Genomic DNA, 14688 nt, shown 5'->3' with positions numbered 1-14688 from the left:
GTGCTCACGCGGCACGGGCTTCGGATTGGGTGCACATGGGGTTTTTGGCGGCATCTGTCAAGCCTGAAGCGGCTATCCCGTGCCTAGACCCCAGCACGGGCGACTGGACGTGCTTTGCATCTGAGGGTAAACGTTGCCGCTCAGGACGCAGCGGGTGTCGCCCGACTTGACCACCGTGGGTTGCGTCGTGGCGGACTGCATGGGCCAGCTTTTCAATAGGAATATCAGAGTGTCAGCTTTTCCAAAATTTCATCGCATCGCGGCGTTGGTGGTTCTGGTGGTTGCCGCTGGCTGGATTGCGACGGGCAAGTTTTCCGCCGTTGGAAGCGCGCAATCCGAAGCGTCGGATGGCGGGGTGCAGACCGGCGAAGCGGCGGCAGAAGCGCCAGCCCCCGCACCGTTGGTACGGACGGTTGCGGTGATGGAGCCGGTCTTTGCCAATCACGCAAGGATCATCCGGCTGTCGGGAACGACCGCTGCAGACAAGCGGGTCGACCTGGCCGCCCGCGCGGATGGCGTGATTGACAAGCTTGCGATGGAAAAGGGTGCCTCGGTCGCGCAGGGGGCTGTTGTCCTGACTCTGGAAGGCCCCGAAACCCTCGCCCAGGCCGAGATCGCGCAGATCGCGCTTGATCAGCGCGAACGTGAGCTCGCAGTTGCCGAGCGCCTGTTTTCAGGCGGCAATACCCCCGAGATCCAGCTGACAAGCGCCCGCTCCGCGCGCGACGCGGCGGCGGCGGAACTTAACCGCGCCAATGCGGCGATGGACCGGCTGCAACTCAAGGCGCCTTTTGCCGGCGTCGTGGATTCGGTCGAGGTCGAACTTGGCGAATGGGTGCAGACCGGCACGCCGGTTGCGACAATCCTATCGCTGGACCCGATCCTGGTGCGGGCCGAGGTCAGCGAAGTTGACGTGGGCAGCGTCGCCCCCGGGTCGCCGGCCTCGGTCACGCTGGTGAACGGCGAGAGGCTGGAGGGCACGGTTCGCATCGTCTCACGCGAGGCATCGGCCGAAACGCGGACCTTCCCGGTGGAAATCCTGCTGTCCAACCCCGGCAATGCGATTCCGTCCGGGATGAGCGCCGAGGTGGAACTGAGCGCCGATCCGCAACGTGCAGTCACGGTGCCACGCTCGATCATCACGCTGGCCGAGACGGGCGAACTTGGCCTTCGCGTGGTCGGCGCCGACGGCCTTGCCGCGTTTGCCCCGATTTCGATCATTGACGACACCGAGGACGGGCTGGTTGTCACCGGTGTCCCCGAAGGCGTAAAGATCATCGTGGCCGGTCAGGACCTTGTGCAGGACGGCGACCCCGTCGAGATCGCAGCGATTGACGGGGTTGACCAATGAAAATCGTCGAAACCGCCATTGCAAACGCGAGGCTGACGGTCTCGATCCTTCTGTTTCTGATGCTTGCAGGGGCGCTGGCCTATGTCAGCATCCCCAAGGAGGCCGAGCCGGACGTCCAGATCCCGATCCTTTATGTCAGCATGGGTTATGCGGGAATTTCACCCGAAGACTCCGAGCGGCTGCTCTTGCGGCCGATGGAAACCGCGCTGAAATCCATTACCGGCATCAAGAAGATGACCGCCACGGCCTATCAGGGCGGCGGCAATGTCGTGATCGAGTTTCAGGCTGGTGCAGACCTGAACAAGGCCCTGGATGACGTGCGCAACAAGGTGGCGCAGGCCCGCCCCGAATTGCCGGCAGGTGCTGACGAGCCGTCCGTCAATGAGGTGAACATCTCGGAATTCCCGGTTCTGGTGATCACCCTTTCGGGCGATGTGCCGGAAACAGTTCTGGCAAAGACCGGCCGCGAGCTGCGCGACAAGATCGAGGAGTTGACCGGCGTTCTGGATGCAAGCCTTCAGGGCGTGCGCGACGATCTGGTCGAAGTCGTGGTGGACCCGGCGAAACTTGCTACCTACGGCCTGCGCCCTGACGTGCTGATCCAGGGCTTCACCTCGGGCAACCAGTTGGTGGCCGCTGGGTCACTCGAAGGCCAGGAGGGTCGTTATGCGATCAAGGTTCCTGCCCTGATCGAAACCGCCGAAGATGTGGCGAATCTTCCTGTCATCTCCACCGGATCGGCCATCGTGCGGGTCCGCGACATCGCCTCGATCCGTCCGACCTACAAGGACCCCAAGACCATCACCCGACTGAACGGCGCGGCCGCTGTTGCGATCGAAGTGTCAAAGCGGACCGGTGCGAACCTGATCGCCACCGTCGACGAGGTCAAGGCGGTCACCGAGGAGTTCCGGTCGCAATTGCCAGAGGGTACGATCGTCACCTTCAGTCAGGACAAGTCTAAAGACATCAGGCAGCTTCTGTCTGACCTGCAGAATTCGGTGCTGACGGCGGTGATCCTTGTGTTCATCGTGATCCTTTTTGCGCTCTCGATGCGGGCCTCGCTGCTGATCGGGCTGGCGATCCCAGCCTCATTCCTGATGGGGATGCTGGCGCTGTCGCTGGCGGGATACACGGTCAACATCGTGGTGCTGTTCTCTCTGATCCTTGCGGTGGGGATGCTGGTCGACGACGCGATCATCGTCACCGAATTTGCCGAACGGCGCATGTCCGAGGGTATGGACAAGCGCGACGCCTTTGCGATGGCATCGCACCGCATGGCGGGCCCGGTCACTGCAGCGACTCTGACGCGGATCGCTGCGTTCTCGCCGCTGCTGTTCTGGCCTGGTGTCGTGGGCGAGTTCATGAAATACATGCCGATCACGCTGATCGTCACGCTGTCCGCGTCGCTTGTCTATGCGCTGATCTTCGTGCCGACCCTTGGCGCGCTATTGGCCAAGCCATTCAAGCACCCGCCGCAACACCGCGACGGGCCGTATATGTGGGTGGTCGGCAAGGCCGTCCGGCATCCGGTGATCGTGCTGTTTCTGGCGCTTGGGCTGCTTGGCACGGTGCCCTATGCCTATGTGAAATTCGGCAAGGGCGTGGAATTTTTTCCCAACGTCGAACCGGAGTTCGGCCTGCTGTATGTGAAGGCCCGCGGCAACCTTTCGATCGAAGAAAAGGATGTTCTGGTCAGGCAGGCCGAGAAGCGCATTCTGGGCTGGCCGGGAATTGCCACTGTCTACACCCGGTCTGGTGCCGCCGGTGGCGCGGGCAACGAGGTTGCTGCGGATGTGATTGGCGTTATCCAGTACGAATTCGTCGATTGGCGCGAACGCAAGAACGCGAACGCGATTCTGGCCGACCTGCGTGGTGCGATGACGGGTATCCCCGGCGTGGATATCGAAGTCTCGGTGCCCCAGGCAGGCCCGCCCACAGGCAAGGCGATCCAGATCCAGCTGTCCGCCGCCAATCCGGCCGGGCTGAATGACGTGGCCAAGGCAGTTGCGGAACGCCTGAAGGAGATGCCCGACGTCATCGACGTCAGCAATGGCTTGCCGCCTCCCGGCGTCGACTGGGAACTGCAGGTCGATCGCGCCGAAGCGGCCCGCTTTGGGATCGCGCCCAGCACGGTCGGGGCAATGGTGCAACTTGTCACCGGCGGCCTGAAGCTTTCGGATTACCGGCCTGCCGGGTCGGATGACGCGGTGGATATCGTGCTGCGCCTGCCATCCGAACAGCGTACGATTTCCGCACTTGACCAGTTGCGCATTCAGACAGCGGCCGGCTCGGTGCCGATCTCGAACTTCGTGACGCGGGTTGCGGTGCCCACGACCGGCACGTTGAACCGGCTGGACGGCGAGCGCACGGTGACGGTTCAGGCGGGTATTCGCGAAGGCGTGCAAGCCGACCCGGTGCGGGCAGCGATCGAAGCGGAATTGGCGAAGGCCGGTCTCGACAAGGTCGGGGTGCGCTGGAAACTGGCGGGCGAGGATGCAGAGCAGGCCGAGGCCGGCGCTTTTCTGTCGAAAGCCTTCGGGGCAGCGATCTTCCTGATCTTCGTGGTGCTTCTGGCGCAGTTCAACCGCTTCACCTCGGTCTGGCTGGTGCTGTCAGCGGTGATCATGTCAACGATTGGTGTCTTGCTGGGACTGCTGGTGATGGCGCAGCCGTTCGGCATCGTGATGACCGGCATCGGGATCATCGCCTTGGCGGGGGTGGTGGTGAACAACAACATCGTCCTGATCGACACCTACGACACGCTGCGGCGCGAAGGGCGGCCCAAGATCGAGGCGATCCTGGCAACCTGCCGGGAGCGGGCCCGCCCAGTGGTGCTGACGGCGCTGACGGCCATTCTTGGGGTCTTGCCGATCGCCTTCGGTCTGAACCTCGAACTTCTGCACCACGAAACCACGTTCGGTGCGCCATCGACGCAGTGGTGGATTTCACTGTCCAGCGCGATCGTCTTCGGCTTGGCCTTTGCAACGGTGCTGACGCTGATCGTTATCCCGTCACTTCTGATGCTGGTCACCTCGGACGACAATCCGCGCCCGTGGTTCTGGCAGCGCGCCAAGCGCCGGGCGTGGAAAGCATCGCGGGGCCGCCTCGGTGGGCACCCTGCCGAATAGGCCCCAGCGGCGTGTTCAGGTGCGGGAATGGCAAGGCAAAGCCGCCACCGCCCCCCCCCGCATCGCACAAATGAAAAGGGACGGCGTGAGCCGTCCCTTTTTCAGTTTCTCTTTGGTGGAGCCAGGGAGGATCGAACTCCCGACCTCTTGAATGCCATTCAAGCGCTCTCCCATCTGAGCTATGACCCCACCGGAGAACTCGCGCCGTTGCCGCCGCGATGCCGGGTGTTTAGGGTAGGTCGCGGGGGGCTGCAAGCGGATTTTTCATTCCTGCTGCCCGCCCCGCGACGGCCCCTCAGACCTCTTCTTCGTCGCCTGCAACGTCCGCCAGATCATCGAGCGAAACGTTGTCGTCGGCGTCGTCTTCCAAGAGATCGTCATCCAGCTCGGCGTCTTCGGTGACAGCGCCGGCGAGGATGTCGTCATCGGCTTCCAGATCGTCGACCAGCACGTCGTCGTCCTTCTCCGGCACAACGCGCGAGATCACGGCTGCGGCCATCTTGCGACGGACGGATTCGATGTCGACGACTTCGCCCGTATACGGGCTGACAATCGGAGAACGGTTCAGGTCGTAGAAACGCTTGCCGGTCGTCGGGCAGATACGCTTCGTGCCCCATTCTTGCTTGGGCATGGTGATCCCTTTACAGGCTGACTTGAGAAGGCAGTCGCTTGCCACAGGCGGCGGCGACTGTCAAAGGCTTTCGTCCAAGGCCAAATCTCGGTATGGCTTCTTGCAGATTCAAGGGGGGTGCATGGCGGTTCTGACAGGCGTTCTACCGGTCGAGGTTCACATGAAGCGCTCGGGTCGAAGCCGACGATTCTCGCTGCGGGTATCGCGGCTGGATGGGAAGGTGACCCTCTCGATCCCGTTGCGCGCGCGTGAGACGGAGGCGCTGGAGTTTCTGCGCGGTCAGGAAGCGTGGCTTCGCGAAAGCTTGGCCGCGATGCCCGAGTCCGCCTCTGTTCCGGTGCGCCTTGGCGCCTCGCTGCCGGTTGAGGGGCGGTCCCTGATGCTGGCGTCGGGAAGTGGACGCGTGATCCGGGAAGCTGAAGGCATCTTGCACGTGCCGGGCGCCCCGGAACAGGCCGCTGCACGGGTAGGGGCATGGCTGAAGGTGCTGGCCCGTGACCGGCTGGCAGAGGCATCGGCCCGCCATGCCGGCACGCTGCAGCGCCGCTACACGCGCCTGACACTGCGTGACACGCGGTCGCGCTGGGGTTCGTGCAGCCCGGATGGTGCTCTGATGTATTCGTGGCGCCTGATCATGGCGCCGCCATCCGTCCTGGATTACGTGGCCGCGCATGAGGCGGCGCATCTGGTGCAGATGAATCACTCCGCAGCCTTCTGGGACGTGGTTCTGCAACTGTGCCCGAACTGGAAGCGGGAACGGCAATGGCTGCACGATCAGGGCCAGTCACTGCACCGCTTTCGCTTCGGGGATTGACCCGGGCCGGGCCGGGTGTTTCCCTCGCCGCCATGTCGATTACACCGCGCCCGACCGATCCCAACGCCGCTGCCCACGAACGGCTGTATCGGTCGTTGCGCCAACAGGTGATGCACGGAGAGCTTGATCCGGGGCAGTCGATGACGCTGCGGGGGCTGGGGCGCAGCTATGGGGTGTCGATGACCCCCGCGCGCGAGGCTGTACGGCGGCTGGTGGCGGAAGGGGCGCTGACGCTGTCGTCCTCCGGTCGCATCTCGACCCCTGAGCTATCACCCGAGCGGATCGAGGAATTGGCGGCGATCCGGGCCTTGTTGGAGCCGGAAATGGCAGCGCGAGCCTTGCCCCGGGCGCATTTCGCGCTGATCGAACGGCTGAGTGCCATCAATATGGCGAACGCCGAGGCGGCGGTGAAACAGGACGCCGTGGGCTATGTCCGCACCAACCTTGAATTCCACCGGACGCTTTACCTTCGCGCCCAGACACCGGCCATGCTGGCGATGTGCGAAACGGTCTGGTTGCAGCTGGGGCCGACCATGCGGACAGTCTACGCCCGGTTGAAGCGACGCGAACCGCCGCAGCATCACAGGATGATTCTGGCAGCCCTGAAAGCCGGCGACGAGCCTGGTCTTAGGCTGGCGGTTCGCACCGACGTGACACAAGGGTTGCGCCACCTCGCCGGGTAGTCGTAGATCGCCGCAAAGGGCGTAGTTGGTAAGGAAACGGCATGTTCAAGCGTGCATCTGGTCTGCATTACCACCGGTTTCTACGCCGGTTGCACTCTGCGCATCTGTTCGACTGGTACCTTGAGATCGGCTGCCGCACCGGGGAATCGCTGGCGCCGGTTCGCAGCAAGACGATAGGCGTCGATCCGTTTTTCCGGGCCGAGATCAACATCATCGGCAAGAAGCCTGCCCTGCACATCGCGCAGCAAACCAGCGACGATTTTTTTGCGTCCGGGTTTCTGGCCAACAACCGCATAAAGCTGTCGACAAGCTTTCTGGACGGGATGCACCTTTTCGAATTCCTTCTGCGCGACTTCATCAATACCGAAGCGCAGAGCGACGCCGAAGGTGTGATCATGCTGCATGACTGCGTGCCGTTCAGCTACGAGATGACGACCCGTGACCTTGCAAATCTGCCGCAACGGGCCTGGACCGGCGATGTCTGGAAGTTGATCCCGATCTTGCAGGCCTATCGGCCCGATTTGACACTCACGGTTCTTGATTGTCGCCCGACAGGGCTGGTCTGCGTCACTGGCCTGTCCCCCGGTAACAAGGTTCTGGCCGACAACTACGAAAATATAATCAGGCAATATCAAGATGTAACGTTGGAAGCGTTCGGGGCGGAACGGTTTTTCGACAGCTTTGAGTTGGCCAGCGCGCTGGAGTGCGAGCAGGCCGGGTTTCCGCAGTGGAAGGCGGCCAGCATCGACCCCAGCCTTGCCATCCAGCCGCAGCTTGTGTCGACCTGAAAGTCGGTATCAGGCGTGGATCGGCCCGTCGCCACAGGCGAGCGCGGCCTCTCGGACGGCTTCGCTGAAGGTCGGATGCGCGTGACAGGTCAGCGCCAGATCCTGCGCCGAAGCACCAAATTCCATCGCGACGCAGATCTCGTGGATCAGGTCGCCAGCCATCGGGCCGATGATATGGGCGCCCAGGATGCGGTCGGTCGCGGCATCGGTGAGGATCTTGACGAAGCCTTCGCCCTGAAACACTGCCTTCGCTCGTGCGTTGCCCATGAAGGGGAACTTGCCCGCCTTGTAGGCGACGCCTGCGTCTTTCAACTGCTCTTCGGTTTTGCCCACGGTTGCCACTTCCGGCGTGGTGTATATCACGCCAGGGATTACCCCGTAGTTAACGTGACCGTGCTTGCCAGCGAGGATTTCCGCAACGGCCATGCCCTCATCCTCGGCCTTGTGGGCCAGCATCGGGCCGACGATTGCGTCGCCGATAGCGAAGATGCCTTTGATATTGGTCTGGAAATGGTCGTTGGTCTTGATCTGACCGCGGGGCAGCATTTCGACGCCAAGCGCCTCCAGACCGAGGCCGGCGGTGTAGGGTTTGCGCCCGGTGGCGACGAGAACGACTTCGGCCTCAAGGCTGGCTTCGGTGTCGTTCTTTCGCAGTTTCCAGGTGACTGTCGCGCCTTTCTTGTCGGTGGTTGCCCCCTGCACGGCGGCGCCGAGAACGAACTTAAGCCCTTGTTTTGAAAGGATACGCTGGAAGGTCTTGGCAACCTCGGCATCCATGCCGGGGGTGATCGCGTCGAGGTATTCGACCACGGTCACCTGCGTGCCGAGGCGGGCGTAGACGGAGCCCATTTCCAGCCCGATGACACCTGCGCCGATCACGACCATCGTTTTCGGGATATTGCCCAGTGTCAGCGCACCGGTGGAGGTGACGATGGTCTTTTCGTCAACAGTGAGCCCGGAGAGGCTTGATGCCTCGGAACCCGTTGCAATCACGATGTTTTTGGCGTTGTGAACCTCGTCACCGACCTTAACCTGGCCTGCCGCAGGGATTGTGCCCCAGCCTTTCAGCCAGGTGATCTTGTTCTTCTTGAACAGGAACTCGATACCCTTGGTGTTCTGGCCGATCACATCGTCCTTGTAACCAAGCATCCTGGCCCAATCGACGGTGGGGGCCGTGCCCATCAGCCCCATTTTCTCAAAGTTTTCATGGGTTTCGTGAAGAAGGTGGGTGGCGTGCAAAAGCGCCTTTGAGGGGATGCAGCCTACGTTCAGGCAGGTGCCGCCAAGCGTTTCGCGCCCTTCGACGACGGCAACCTTGAGGCCAAGCTGGGCCGCGCGGATGGCGGACACATAGCCGCCGGGGCCGGCACCGATATAGATTACGTCAAAGTCTGCCATCGGTCAAATCCTTCGGTTCTTGCGGTCTGCCAAGCGTATGGCAAGTGTATGGCAAGCGTCTGGCAGTTTTGCCAGCGCCGGGGTCAGAAAAGGGCCGCCACCAACATGGTGACGGTCGCGAAAAAGCCGACAGCCCAGATCGCCGAGCGCCACGGCTGCCAGCCGAGGGCGTAGGCTGGGATGTAGAGGACGCGGGCGACGAGGTAGGTCCAGGCGGCGGTCTGGGTAAGCGGTGTCGACTGGTTGCCGAGGGTCACGACGACCACGGCGAGGGTGAACAGGATCAACCCCTCGAAATGGTTGTTGAGCGCGCGTTGCAACCTGCCCGTGACGGGCGAAAGTGGCCGTTCCGGCGCTTGGTCGCGCGGGCCGGCAGTGTAGCGGGTGCCAAGCTCCAGGTTTGCGGGAAGTGCGAACACGACGTATTGTGCGGCTTGCAGAAGGCCCGCGAGGGCAAGGACGGTGAGTTCGGGCGTCATGTCCGCGCCTCGCAGGGAGTGCCCTGGTGGAACCGGACTTGCCAGTCGCCGTTGGAAGCGTCCCAGATGGAGGACCGGTTGCTCCATTCCGTGCCGGAGGGGTAACGGACCTCGGAGACGTAGGTGACGAGGGCGATGGTGTCGGAGAGGGGCCGGACCACGATGTCGTGGAGTACCGCCCTCACGTCCTGCGCGGCGTTCGGGGCGGCCAGCATGACCTCCCGCGTGTAGAAGGTGCCGTTGCGACCGAACTCGATGAAGTCGGGGGCGAAGGTGCGCTCCATTGTGGCGCGGTCGTAGGTGGTGGCGGCTTGCCAGAGAGCGTTTTCGAGGGTGGGGAGGGAGGCGGGGGTCATGGGGTGGGCTTTCGCGGTGACGTGGGAGTCAGGGGCTGGCAGCTGGGACGGTGATCGGGTTGCGGCCCTAGGGTCAGTGCGGTTCTGAAGGCTGGTCGGGGCCGCGACGGAAGTCAACGAGCGCCTCCCCTTCCTCTTCGCGGGGAAGGGGGCGGGGGGGCGGGTTCGGCGGCGGGACGAACAGGATAATGTGCGTCAGCCGCCGTATTGGACCTGTCCCAGAGGCGCCTTCACTCGGCGCGCGTCCGGTAGAGGCCACTGTGCGAAATGCCCCCTCACAAATCCATCAACAACCGACGCGGGTCTTCCAGCGCTTCCTTCACCCGCACGAGGAAGGTCACGGCACCTTTGCCGTCAACGATGCGGTGGTCGTAGCTGAGGGCAAGGTACATCATCGGGCGGATGACGATCTGGCCGTTCACCACGACGGGGCGGTCCTGGATCTTGTGCATGCCGAGGATGCCGGACTGCGGCGGGTTGAGGATGGGGGAGGACATCAGCGAGCCGTAGACGCCGCCGTTCGAGATGGTGAAGGAGCCGCCCTGCATTTCGGCCATGCTGAGTTTGCCGTCACGGGCGCGAAGCCCCAGTTCAGCGATCTTCTTTTCGATCTGTGCAAAGCCCATCTGGTCGGCGTCGCGCACCACCGGGACGACGAGGCCCGAGGGGGTACCGACGGCGACGCCCATGTGGACGTAGTTCTTGTAGACCACGTCCTGACCGTCGATCTCGGCGTTGACCTCGGGCACTTCCTTCAGGGCGTGGGTGCATGCCTTGACGAAGAAGGACATGAAGCCAAGCTTGACGCCGTGCTTTTTCTCGAACGCATCCTTGTAGTCGTTGCGCAAGGACATGATGCCGGACATGTCGACCTCGTTGTAGGTGGTCAGCATGGCGGCGGTGTTCTGTGCGTCTTTCAGGCGCCGCGCGATGGTGGCGCGGAGGCGGGTCATCTTGACGCGTTCCTCGCGCGCGGCATCGTCGGCGGGGACGGGGGCGCGGGGGAGGGCGGCAGGCGCGGGTGCAGGGGCTGCGGCAGCGGCTGCGGCGCCAGCGGCCCCGGCGACGGTGCGGGCGACGTCTTCCTTCATGATGCGGCCATCGCGGCCGGTCCCTTGCACCTGATCGGGGGTTAGGTTCGCCTCGGCCATCGCCTTTTTGGCGGCGGGGGCATCTTCCACTGATTTTGCCGCCAGTGCTGGTGCTGGTGCCGGCGCCGGTTCTGGCGCCGGTGCCGCCTTGGCCGGCGCTGCGGCTGTGGCACCCTCGGTCACGATGGCGAGGCGGGCGTTGGCGGCGACGGTCGTGCCTTCGGGCGCGATGATTTCGGTCAGCACACCGGTGACGGGCGAGGGCACCTCGACCGAGACCTTGTCGGTTTCAAGTTCGCACAGCATTTCGTCCTGCTTCACCGCATCGCCGGGTTTCTTGAACCAGGTCGATACGGTGGCTTCGGACACGGATTCCCCGAGGGCGGGCACCATTACGTCGGTCATTCTCATTCTCCTCAGATCGTCAGCGCGTCGTTGACGAGGGCTGCTTGTTCATACTTGTGACGGGATGCGAGGCCGGTTGCGGGCGAGGCGCTTGGGTTGCGACCGGCGTAGCGGGCGCGGGTAGCGGTGCCGCGCGCCTTGGTCAGAACCGCTTCGAGTTCCGGTTCGATGAAGGACCATGCACCCTGGTTCTTCGGTTCTTCCTGGCACCAGACAATCTCGGCGTTGGGGAAGCGGCCCAGTTCCTGCGTCAGCGACAGGGTCGGGACGGGGTAAAGCTGCTCGATGCGGAGGAGGTAGATGTCGTCGATGCCGCGCGCGTCGCGTTCTGCCAGAAGGTCAAAGTAGACCTTTCCGGAGCACATGACGACGCGCTTGATCTTGGTGTCGGCCTTGAGCTTCGTGGCGGAGTTGCCCTTCTGTGCGTCATCCCAGAGGACGCGGTGGAAGGTGGAGCCGTCGGTGAAATCTTCCGCGGTCGAGATGCACATCGGGTGGCGCAGAAGCGATTTCGGCGTCATCAGGATGAGCGGCTTGCGGTAGGTGCGGTGCAACTGGCGGCGCAGGATGTGGAAGTAGTTGGCCGGGGTCGAGCAGTTTGCGACGATCCAGTTATCCTCGGCCGAGTTTTGCAGGAAGCGTTCCAGACGAGCGGAGGAATGTTCCGGCCCCTGACCTTCAAACCCGTGCGGCAGCAGACAGACGAGGCCTGACATGCGCAGCCATTTGCTTTCGCCCGAGTTGATGAACTGGTCGAACATGATCTGCGCGCCGTTGGCGAAATCGCCGAACTGCGCCTCCCACATCACCAGCGCGTTCGGTTCGGACAGCGAGTAGCCGTATTCGAAGCCGAGGACGGCATACTCCGACAGCATGGAGTCGATCACTTCATATCGGGCCTGTCCGGGCCGGATGTGGTTCAGCGGGTAATGCCGTTCTTCGGTGGTCTGGTCGACGAAGGCGGAGTGGCGCTGGCTGAAGGTGCCGCGCGTGGCGTCCTGACCAGAAAGGCGGACCGGGAAGCCCTCGGTGACGAGGGACCCGAAGGCCAGTGCCTCCGCAGTGGCCCAGTCGAAGCCCTTGCCAGACGCGAACATCTCTTTCTTGGCTTCAAGCTGGCGGGCCACGGTCTTGTGCAGATCAAAGCCTTCCGGCACGCGGGTTAGCGCGGTTCCGATTTCGGCCAGGGTTTCGGCCTTGATCCAGGTTTCGCCGCGCTGGTAGTTGTTCAGATCCTTGGTGGCGAGGTTTTTCCAGCGGCCATCGAGCCAGTCGGCCTTGTTCGGCTTGAAGTTCTTGCCGACCTCGAATTCCTCGTTCAGGCGGGCCTGGAAGGAGGCCTTCATGTCTTCGATCTCGCCTTCCGGGATCAGGCCGTCCTTGACCAGACGTTCGGTGTAAAGCTGGAGCGTGGTCTTTTGCTTCCTAATGCGGGTGTACATCGCCGGGTTGGTGAACATCGGCTCGTCGCCTTCGTTGTGACCGAAGCGGCGATAGCAGAAGATGTCGAGCACCACGTCCTTGTGGAACTTCTGGCGGTATTCGGTGGCGACGCGGGCGGCGTGGACCACGGCCTCGGGGTCGTCGCCGTTGACGTGGAAGATCGGCGCTTCGACCATCAGCGCGATGTCGGTCGGGTAGGGCGACGAACGGCTGAAGGACGGCGCGGTGGTGAAGCCGATCTGGTTGTTGACGATGATGTGGATGGTGCCGCCGGTGCGGTGACCGCGCAGGCCCGAAAGGCCGAAGCATTCCGCAACGACGCCTTGGCCTGCGAAGGCCGCGTCACCGTGCAGCAGGATCGGCAGCACCGAGGTCCGCTCGGGGTCGTTGTTCTGGTCTTGCTTGGCGCGGACCTTGCCGAGGACGACAGGGTTCACCGCCTCAAGGTGCGACGGGTTCGCGGTAAGGCTGAGGTGGACGATGTTGCCGTCGAAATCGCGGTCGCTGGAGGCGCCGAGGTGGTATTTCACGTCGCCGGAGCCATCAACTTCGTCGGGCTTGTAGCTGCCGCCCTGAAATTCGTGGAAGATTGCGCGGTAGGGCTTCATCATCACGTTGGCGAGGACCGACAGGCGGCCCCGGTGCGGCATGCCGATGACGATTTCGCGCACCCCAAGCGCACCGCCGCGCTTGATGATCTGCTCCATCGCCGGGATCAGGCTTTCGCCGCCATCAAGGCCGAACCGCTTGGTGCCCATGTATTTCACGTGGAGGAATTTTTCATAGCCCTCCGCCTCGACCAGTTTGTTGAGGATGGCCTTGCGGCCCTCGCGGGTGAACTGGATTTCCTTGCCGTAGCCTTCGATCCGTTCCTTCAACCACGCGGCCTGTTCGGGATCGGAGATGTGCATGTATTGCAGCGCGAAGGTGCCGCAGTAGGTGCGGCGGACGATGTCGATGATTTCTCGCATCGAGGCGTGGGTCAGGCCCAGCACGTTGTCGATGAAGATCGGGCGGTCCATGTCGGCTTCGGTAAAGCCGTAGGAGGCGGGGTCAAGCTCGGGGTGGTGCTTGGTGTCGGTCAGGCCGAGGGGGTCAAGGTCGGCGGCAAGGTGGCCGCGGATCCGGTAGGCGCGGATGATCATGATGGCGCGGATACTGTCGAGGACCGCGCGCTGGATCTGTTCTTCGGTCAGCTGGACACCCTGTTCGGTGGCCTTGGCTGCGATCTTCTGCCCGGCGGCCTTGGCATCCTTGGGCGCGGGCGGCGTTGCCCATTCGCCGGTCAGGGCGGCGGTCAGGTCATCCACCGGCTGCGGCGGCCAATCGGTGCGCGCCCAGCTGGGGCCGGACGCCGCGCGCTTGGCGTCGATCTCAGAGTCGCCGAGGGCGCGGAAGAACTCGGCCCATTGCGCATCGACCGACGCGGGGTCGGTGGCGTAGCGGGCCTGAAGCTGGTCGACGTAGTCGGCGTTTGCCCCGTCAAGAAAGGACGAAGCGGTGAAGGCGGCGGTGGGGGATTGGTCGGTCATTGGGGTACCTCGGAAGGAGGGGGGCCGTAAGGATTGGGGCCGGGCTGGGAGGGTTCACGCAGTTTCCGGTGAAGGCTGGAGCGCATCCAAATCGTCAGGACGGCGAAGGCGACGAAGCCAAGAAGAAGGCGCGGTTCGTAGAGCCAGATCGGCGTGAAGAGGACGGCGAGCGCCTGCACGGGAGAGACGCCCGGCGGAACGAAGGCTGCGTAAGCGAGTGCAAGGAGTGACAGGGCAACGAGCGGCGGGCCGACGTAGTGCCACGCGGAGCGCCCGGTGTCGTGCAGGCGGCGGACCGCGCAGGACCAGAGCGGCACGCTGACGGCAAGCACTGCCAGCGTACCGATAAGCGCGATGCGGGCGAGGGACGGCTTTTCCAGCGCAACGGTCCCGCCTTCCGACAGGCTGGCCATCGACTGCATCCACTGCGACTGGGAGCGAACCGTGACGTAGGCGATGCAAAGACCCAAACCAAAGGTTGCGACTTGAGTAAAGCGCGCAAAGTGCCAGTATTCGTCCACGCCTGTCCTGCCCGAAAAATCGGCGCAGTTCCTGTATCCCGACATGATCGCCTGGCCGATCCCCATGC

General features: G+C 63.4%; 12 protein-coding genes and 1 tRNA gene. 5 read left to right on the top strand and 8 right to left on the bottom strand.

Annotation, left to right across the window (positions count from 1 at the left end):
* Window positions 1–229: 229 nt before the first annotated feature.
* Together ACROUL_RS18215 and ACROUL_RS18210 are read left to right on the top strand one after the other, a co-directional pair.
* On the top strand, window positions 230–1351 hold the full coding sequence (locus tag ACROUL_RS18215) for an efflux RND transporter periplasmic adaptor subunit (protein ID WP_431300850.1): 1122 nt from the start codon (window positions 230–232) through the stop codon (window positions 1349–1351).
* Window positions 1348–4479 (top strand): efflux RND transporter permease subunit, encoded by a 3132-nt coding sequence (locus ACROUL_RS18210; RefSeq protein WP_431300849.1) that lies wholly within the window; start codon window positions 1348–1350, stop codon window positions 4477–4479. Before ACROUL_RS18215 ends, ACROUL_RS18210 begins: the two co-directional genes overlap by 4 nt.
* A gap of 113 nt (window positions 4480–4592) precedes the next feature.
* Here the strand turns inward: ACROUL_RS18210 and ACROUL_RS18205 are convergent.
* A tRNA-Ala gene (locus ACROUL_RS18205) sits at window positions 4593–4668 on the bottom strand.
* A gap of 106 nt (window positions 4669–4774) precedes the next feature.
* The gene (locus ACROUL_RS18200) at window positions 4775–5110 is read right to left on the bottom strand and encodes a TIGR02300 family protein (RefSeq protein WP_305567257.1); all 336 of its coding nucleotides are present in this window, start codon (window positions 5108–5110) and stop codon (window positions 4775–4777) included.
* Between the two features lie 121 nt (window positions 5111–5231).
* Between ACROUL_RS18200 and ACROUL_RS18195 the strand changes: the two genes are divergently transcribed.
* From ACROUL_RS18195 to ACROUL_RS18185, 3 genes are read left to right on the top strand one after another with little or no spacing between them, the layout of a single operon-like run.
* A complete protein-coding gene (locus ACROUL_RS18195) occupies window positions 5232–5924 on the top strand; it encodes a M48 family metallopeptidase (protein ID WP_431300848.1) in 693 nt (230 codons plus the stop codon).
* A 32-nt stretch (window positions 5925–5956) separates the two neighbouring features.
* Complete coding sequence (locus tag ACROUL_RS18190) at window positions 5957–6607, top strand: GntR family transcriptional regulator (RefSeq protein ID WP_431300847.1); 651 nt, start codon at window positions 5957–5959, stop codon at window positions 6605–6607.
* A 41-nt stretch (window positions 6608–6648) separates the two neighbouring features.
* On the top strand, window positions 6649–7395 hold the full coding sequence (locus ACROUL_RS18185) for a hypothetical protein (RefSeq protein ID WP_431300846.1): 747 nt from the start codon (window positions 6649–6651) through the stop codon (window positions 7393–7395).
* Between the two features lie 9 nt (window positions 7396–7404).
* On the opposite strand, the gene lpdA is transcribed toward ACROUL_RS18185, so the two are convergent.
* From lpdA to ACROUL_RS18155, 6 genes are all read right to left on the bottom strand, one after another.
* Window positions 7405–8793 carry a dihydrolipoyl dehydrogenase gene (gene lpdA, locus ACROUL_RS18180; protein ID WP_431300845.1) on the bottom strand — a complete coding sequence of 463 codons (1389 nt, stop codon included), beginning with the start codon at window positions 8791–8793 and terminating at the stop codon, window positions 7405–7407.
* A gap of 83 nt (window positions 8794–8876) precedes the next feature.
* Complete coding sequence (locus tag ACROUL_RS18175; RefSeq protein ID WP_431300844.1) at window positions 8877–9272, bottom strand: MAPEG family protein; 396 nt, start codon at window positions 9270–9272, stop codon at window positions 8877–8879.
* Window positions 9269–9628 (bottom strand): DUF4440 domain-containing protein, encoded by a 360-nt coding sequence (locus ACROUL_RS18170; protein ID WP_431300843.1) that lies wholly within the window; start codon window positions 9626–9628, stop codon window positions 9269–9271. The genes ACROUL_RS18175 and ACROUL_RS18170 overlap by 4 nt, the downstream gene beginning before the upstream one ends.
* 275 nt (window positions 9629–9903) lie before the next feature.
* Window positions 9904–11124: a 2-oxoglutarate dehydrogenase complex dihydrolipoyllysine-residue succinyltransferase gene (odhB, locus tag ACROUL_RS18165; protein ID WP_431300842.1), complete on the bottom strand. Its 1221-nt coding sequence runs from the start codon at window positions 11122–11124 to the stop codon at window positions 9904–9906.
* 11 nt (window positions 11125–11135) lie between these two features.
* Window positions 11136–14099: a 2-oxoglutarate dehydrogenase E1 component gene (locus tag ACROUL_RS18160; protein ID WP_431300841.1), complete on the bottom strand. Its 2964-nt coding sequence runs from the start codon at window positions 14097–14099 to the stop codon at window positions 11136–11138.
* Entirely contained in the window at window positions 14096–14686 is a 591-nt protein-coding gene (locus ACROUL_RS18155; protein WP_431300840.1) for a DUF805 domain-containing protein, read from the bottom strand. Before ACROUL_RS18155 ends, ACROUL_RS18160 begins: the two co-directional genes overlap by 4 nt.
* Between the last annotated feature and the right edge of the window lie 2 nt (window positions 14687–14688).

The sequence above is a fragment of the Tabrizicola sp. BL-A-41-H6 genome (assembly GCF_050632395.1).
Classification (GTDB): domain Bacteria; phylum Pseudomonadota; class Alphaproteobacteria; order Rhodobacterales; family Rhodobacteraceae; genus JAUYQR01.
The sequence above is the reverse complement of the archived record's forward strand: the minus strand, read 5'-3'. Positions and strand labels throughout refer to the sequence as shown.

Excerpts from the sequence above, each read along its gene's own strand:
- ACROUL_RS18160 (WP_431300841.1), bottom strand. The coding sequence starts at position 14,099 with ATGACCGACCAATCCCCCACCGCCGCCTTCACCGCTTCGTCCTTTCTT.
- ACROUL_RS18190 (WP_431300847.1), top strand. The coding sequence starts at position 5,957 with ATGTCGATTACACCGCGCCCGACCGATCCCAACGCCGCTGCCCACGAA.
- ACROUL_RS18175 (WP_431300844.1), bottom strand. The coding sequence starts at position 9,272 with ATGACGCCCGAACTCACCGTCCTTGCCCTCGCGGGCCTTCTGCAAGCC.
- ACROUL_RS18185 (WP_431300846.1), top strand. The coding sequence starts at position 6,649 with ATGTTCAAGCGTGCATCTGGTCTGCATTACCACCGGTTTCTACGCCGG.
- odhB (WP_431300842.1), bottom strand. The coding sequence starts at position 11,124 with ATGACCGACGTAATGGTGCCCGCCCTCGGGGAATCCGTGTCCGAAGCC.
- ACROUL_RS18155 (WP_431300840.1), bottom strand. The coding sequence starts at position 14,686 with ATGGGGATCGGCCAGGCGATCATGTCGGGATACAGGAACTGCGCCGAT.
- ACROUL_RS18195 (WP_431300848.1), top strand. The coding sequence starts at position 5,232 with ATGGCGGTTCTGACAGGCGTTCTACCGGTCGAGGTTCACATGAAGCGC.
- ACROUL_RS18210 (WP_431300849.1), top strand. The coding sequence starts at position 1,348 with ATGAAAATCGTCGAAACCGCCATTGCAAACGCGAGGCTGACGGTCTCG.
- ACROUL_RS18170 (WP_431300843.1), bottom strand. The coding sequence starts at position 9,628 with ATGACCCCCGCCTCCCTCCCCACCCTCGAAAACGCTCTCTGGCAAGCC.
- lpdA (WP_431300845.1), bottom strand. The coding sequence starts at position 8,793 with ATGGCAGACTTTGACGTAATCTATATCGGTGCCGGCCCCGGCGGCTAT.
- ACROUL_RS18200 (WP_305567257.1), bottom strand. The coding sequence starts at position 5,110 with ATGCCCAAGCAAGAATGGGGCACGAAGCGTATCTGCCCGACGACCGGC.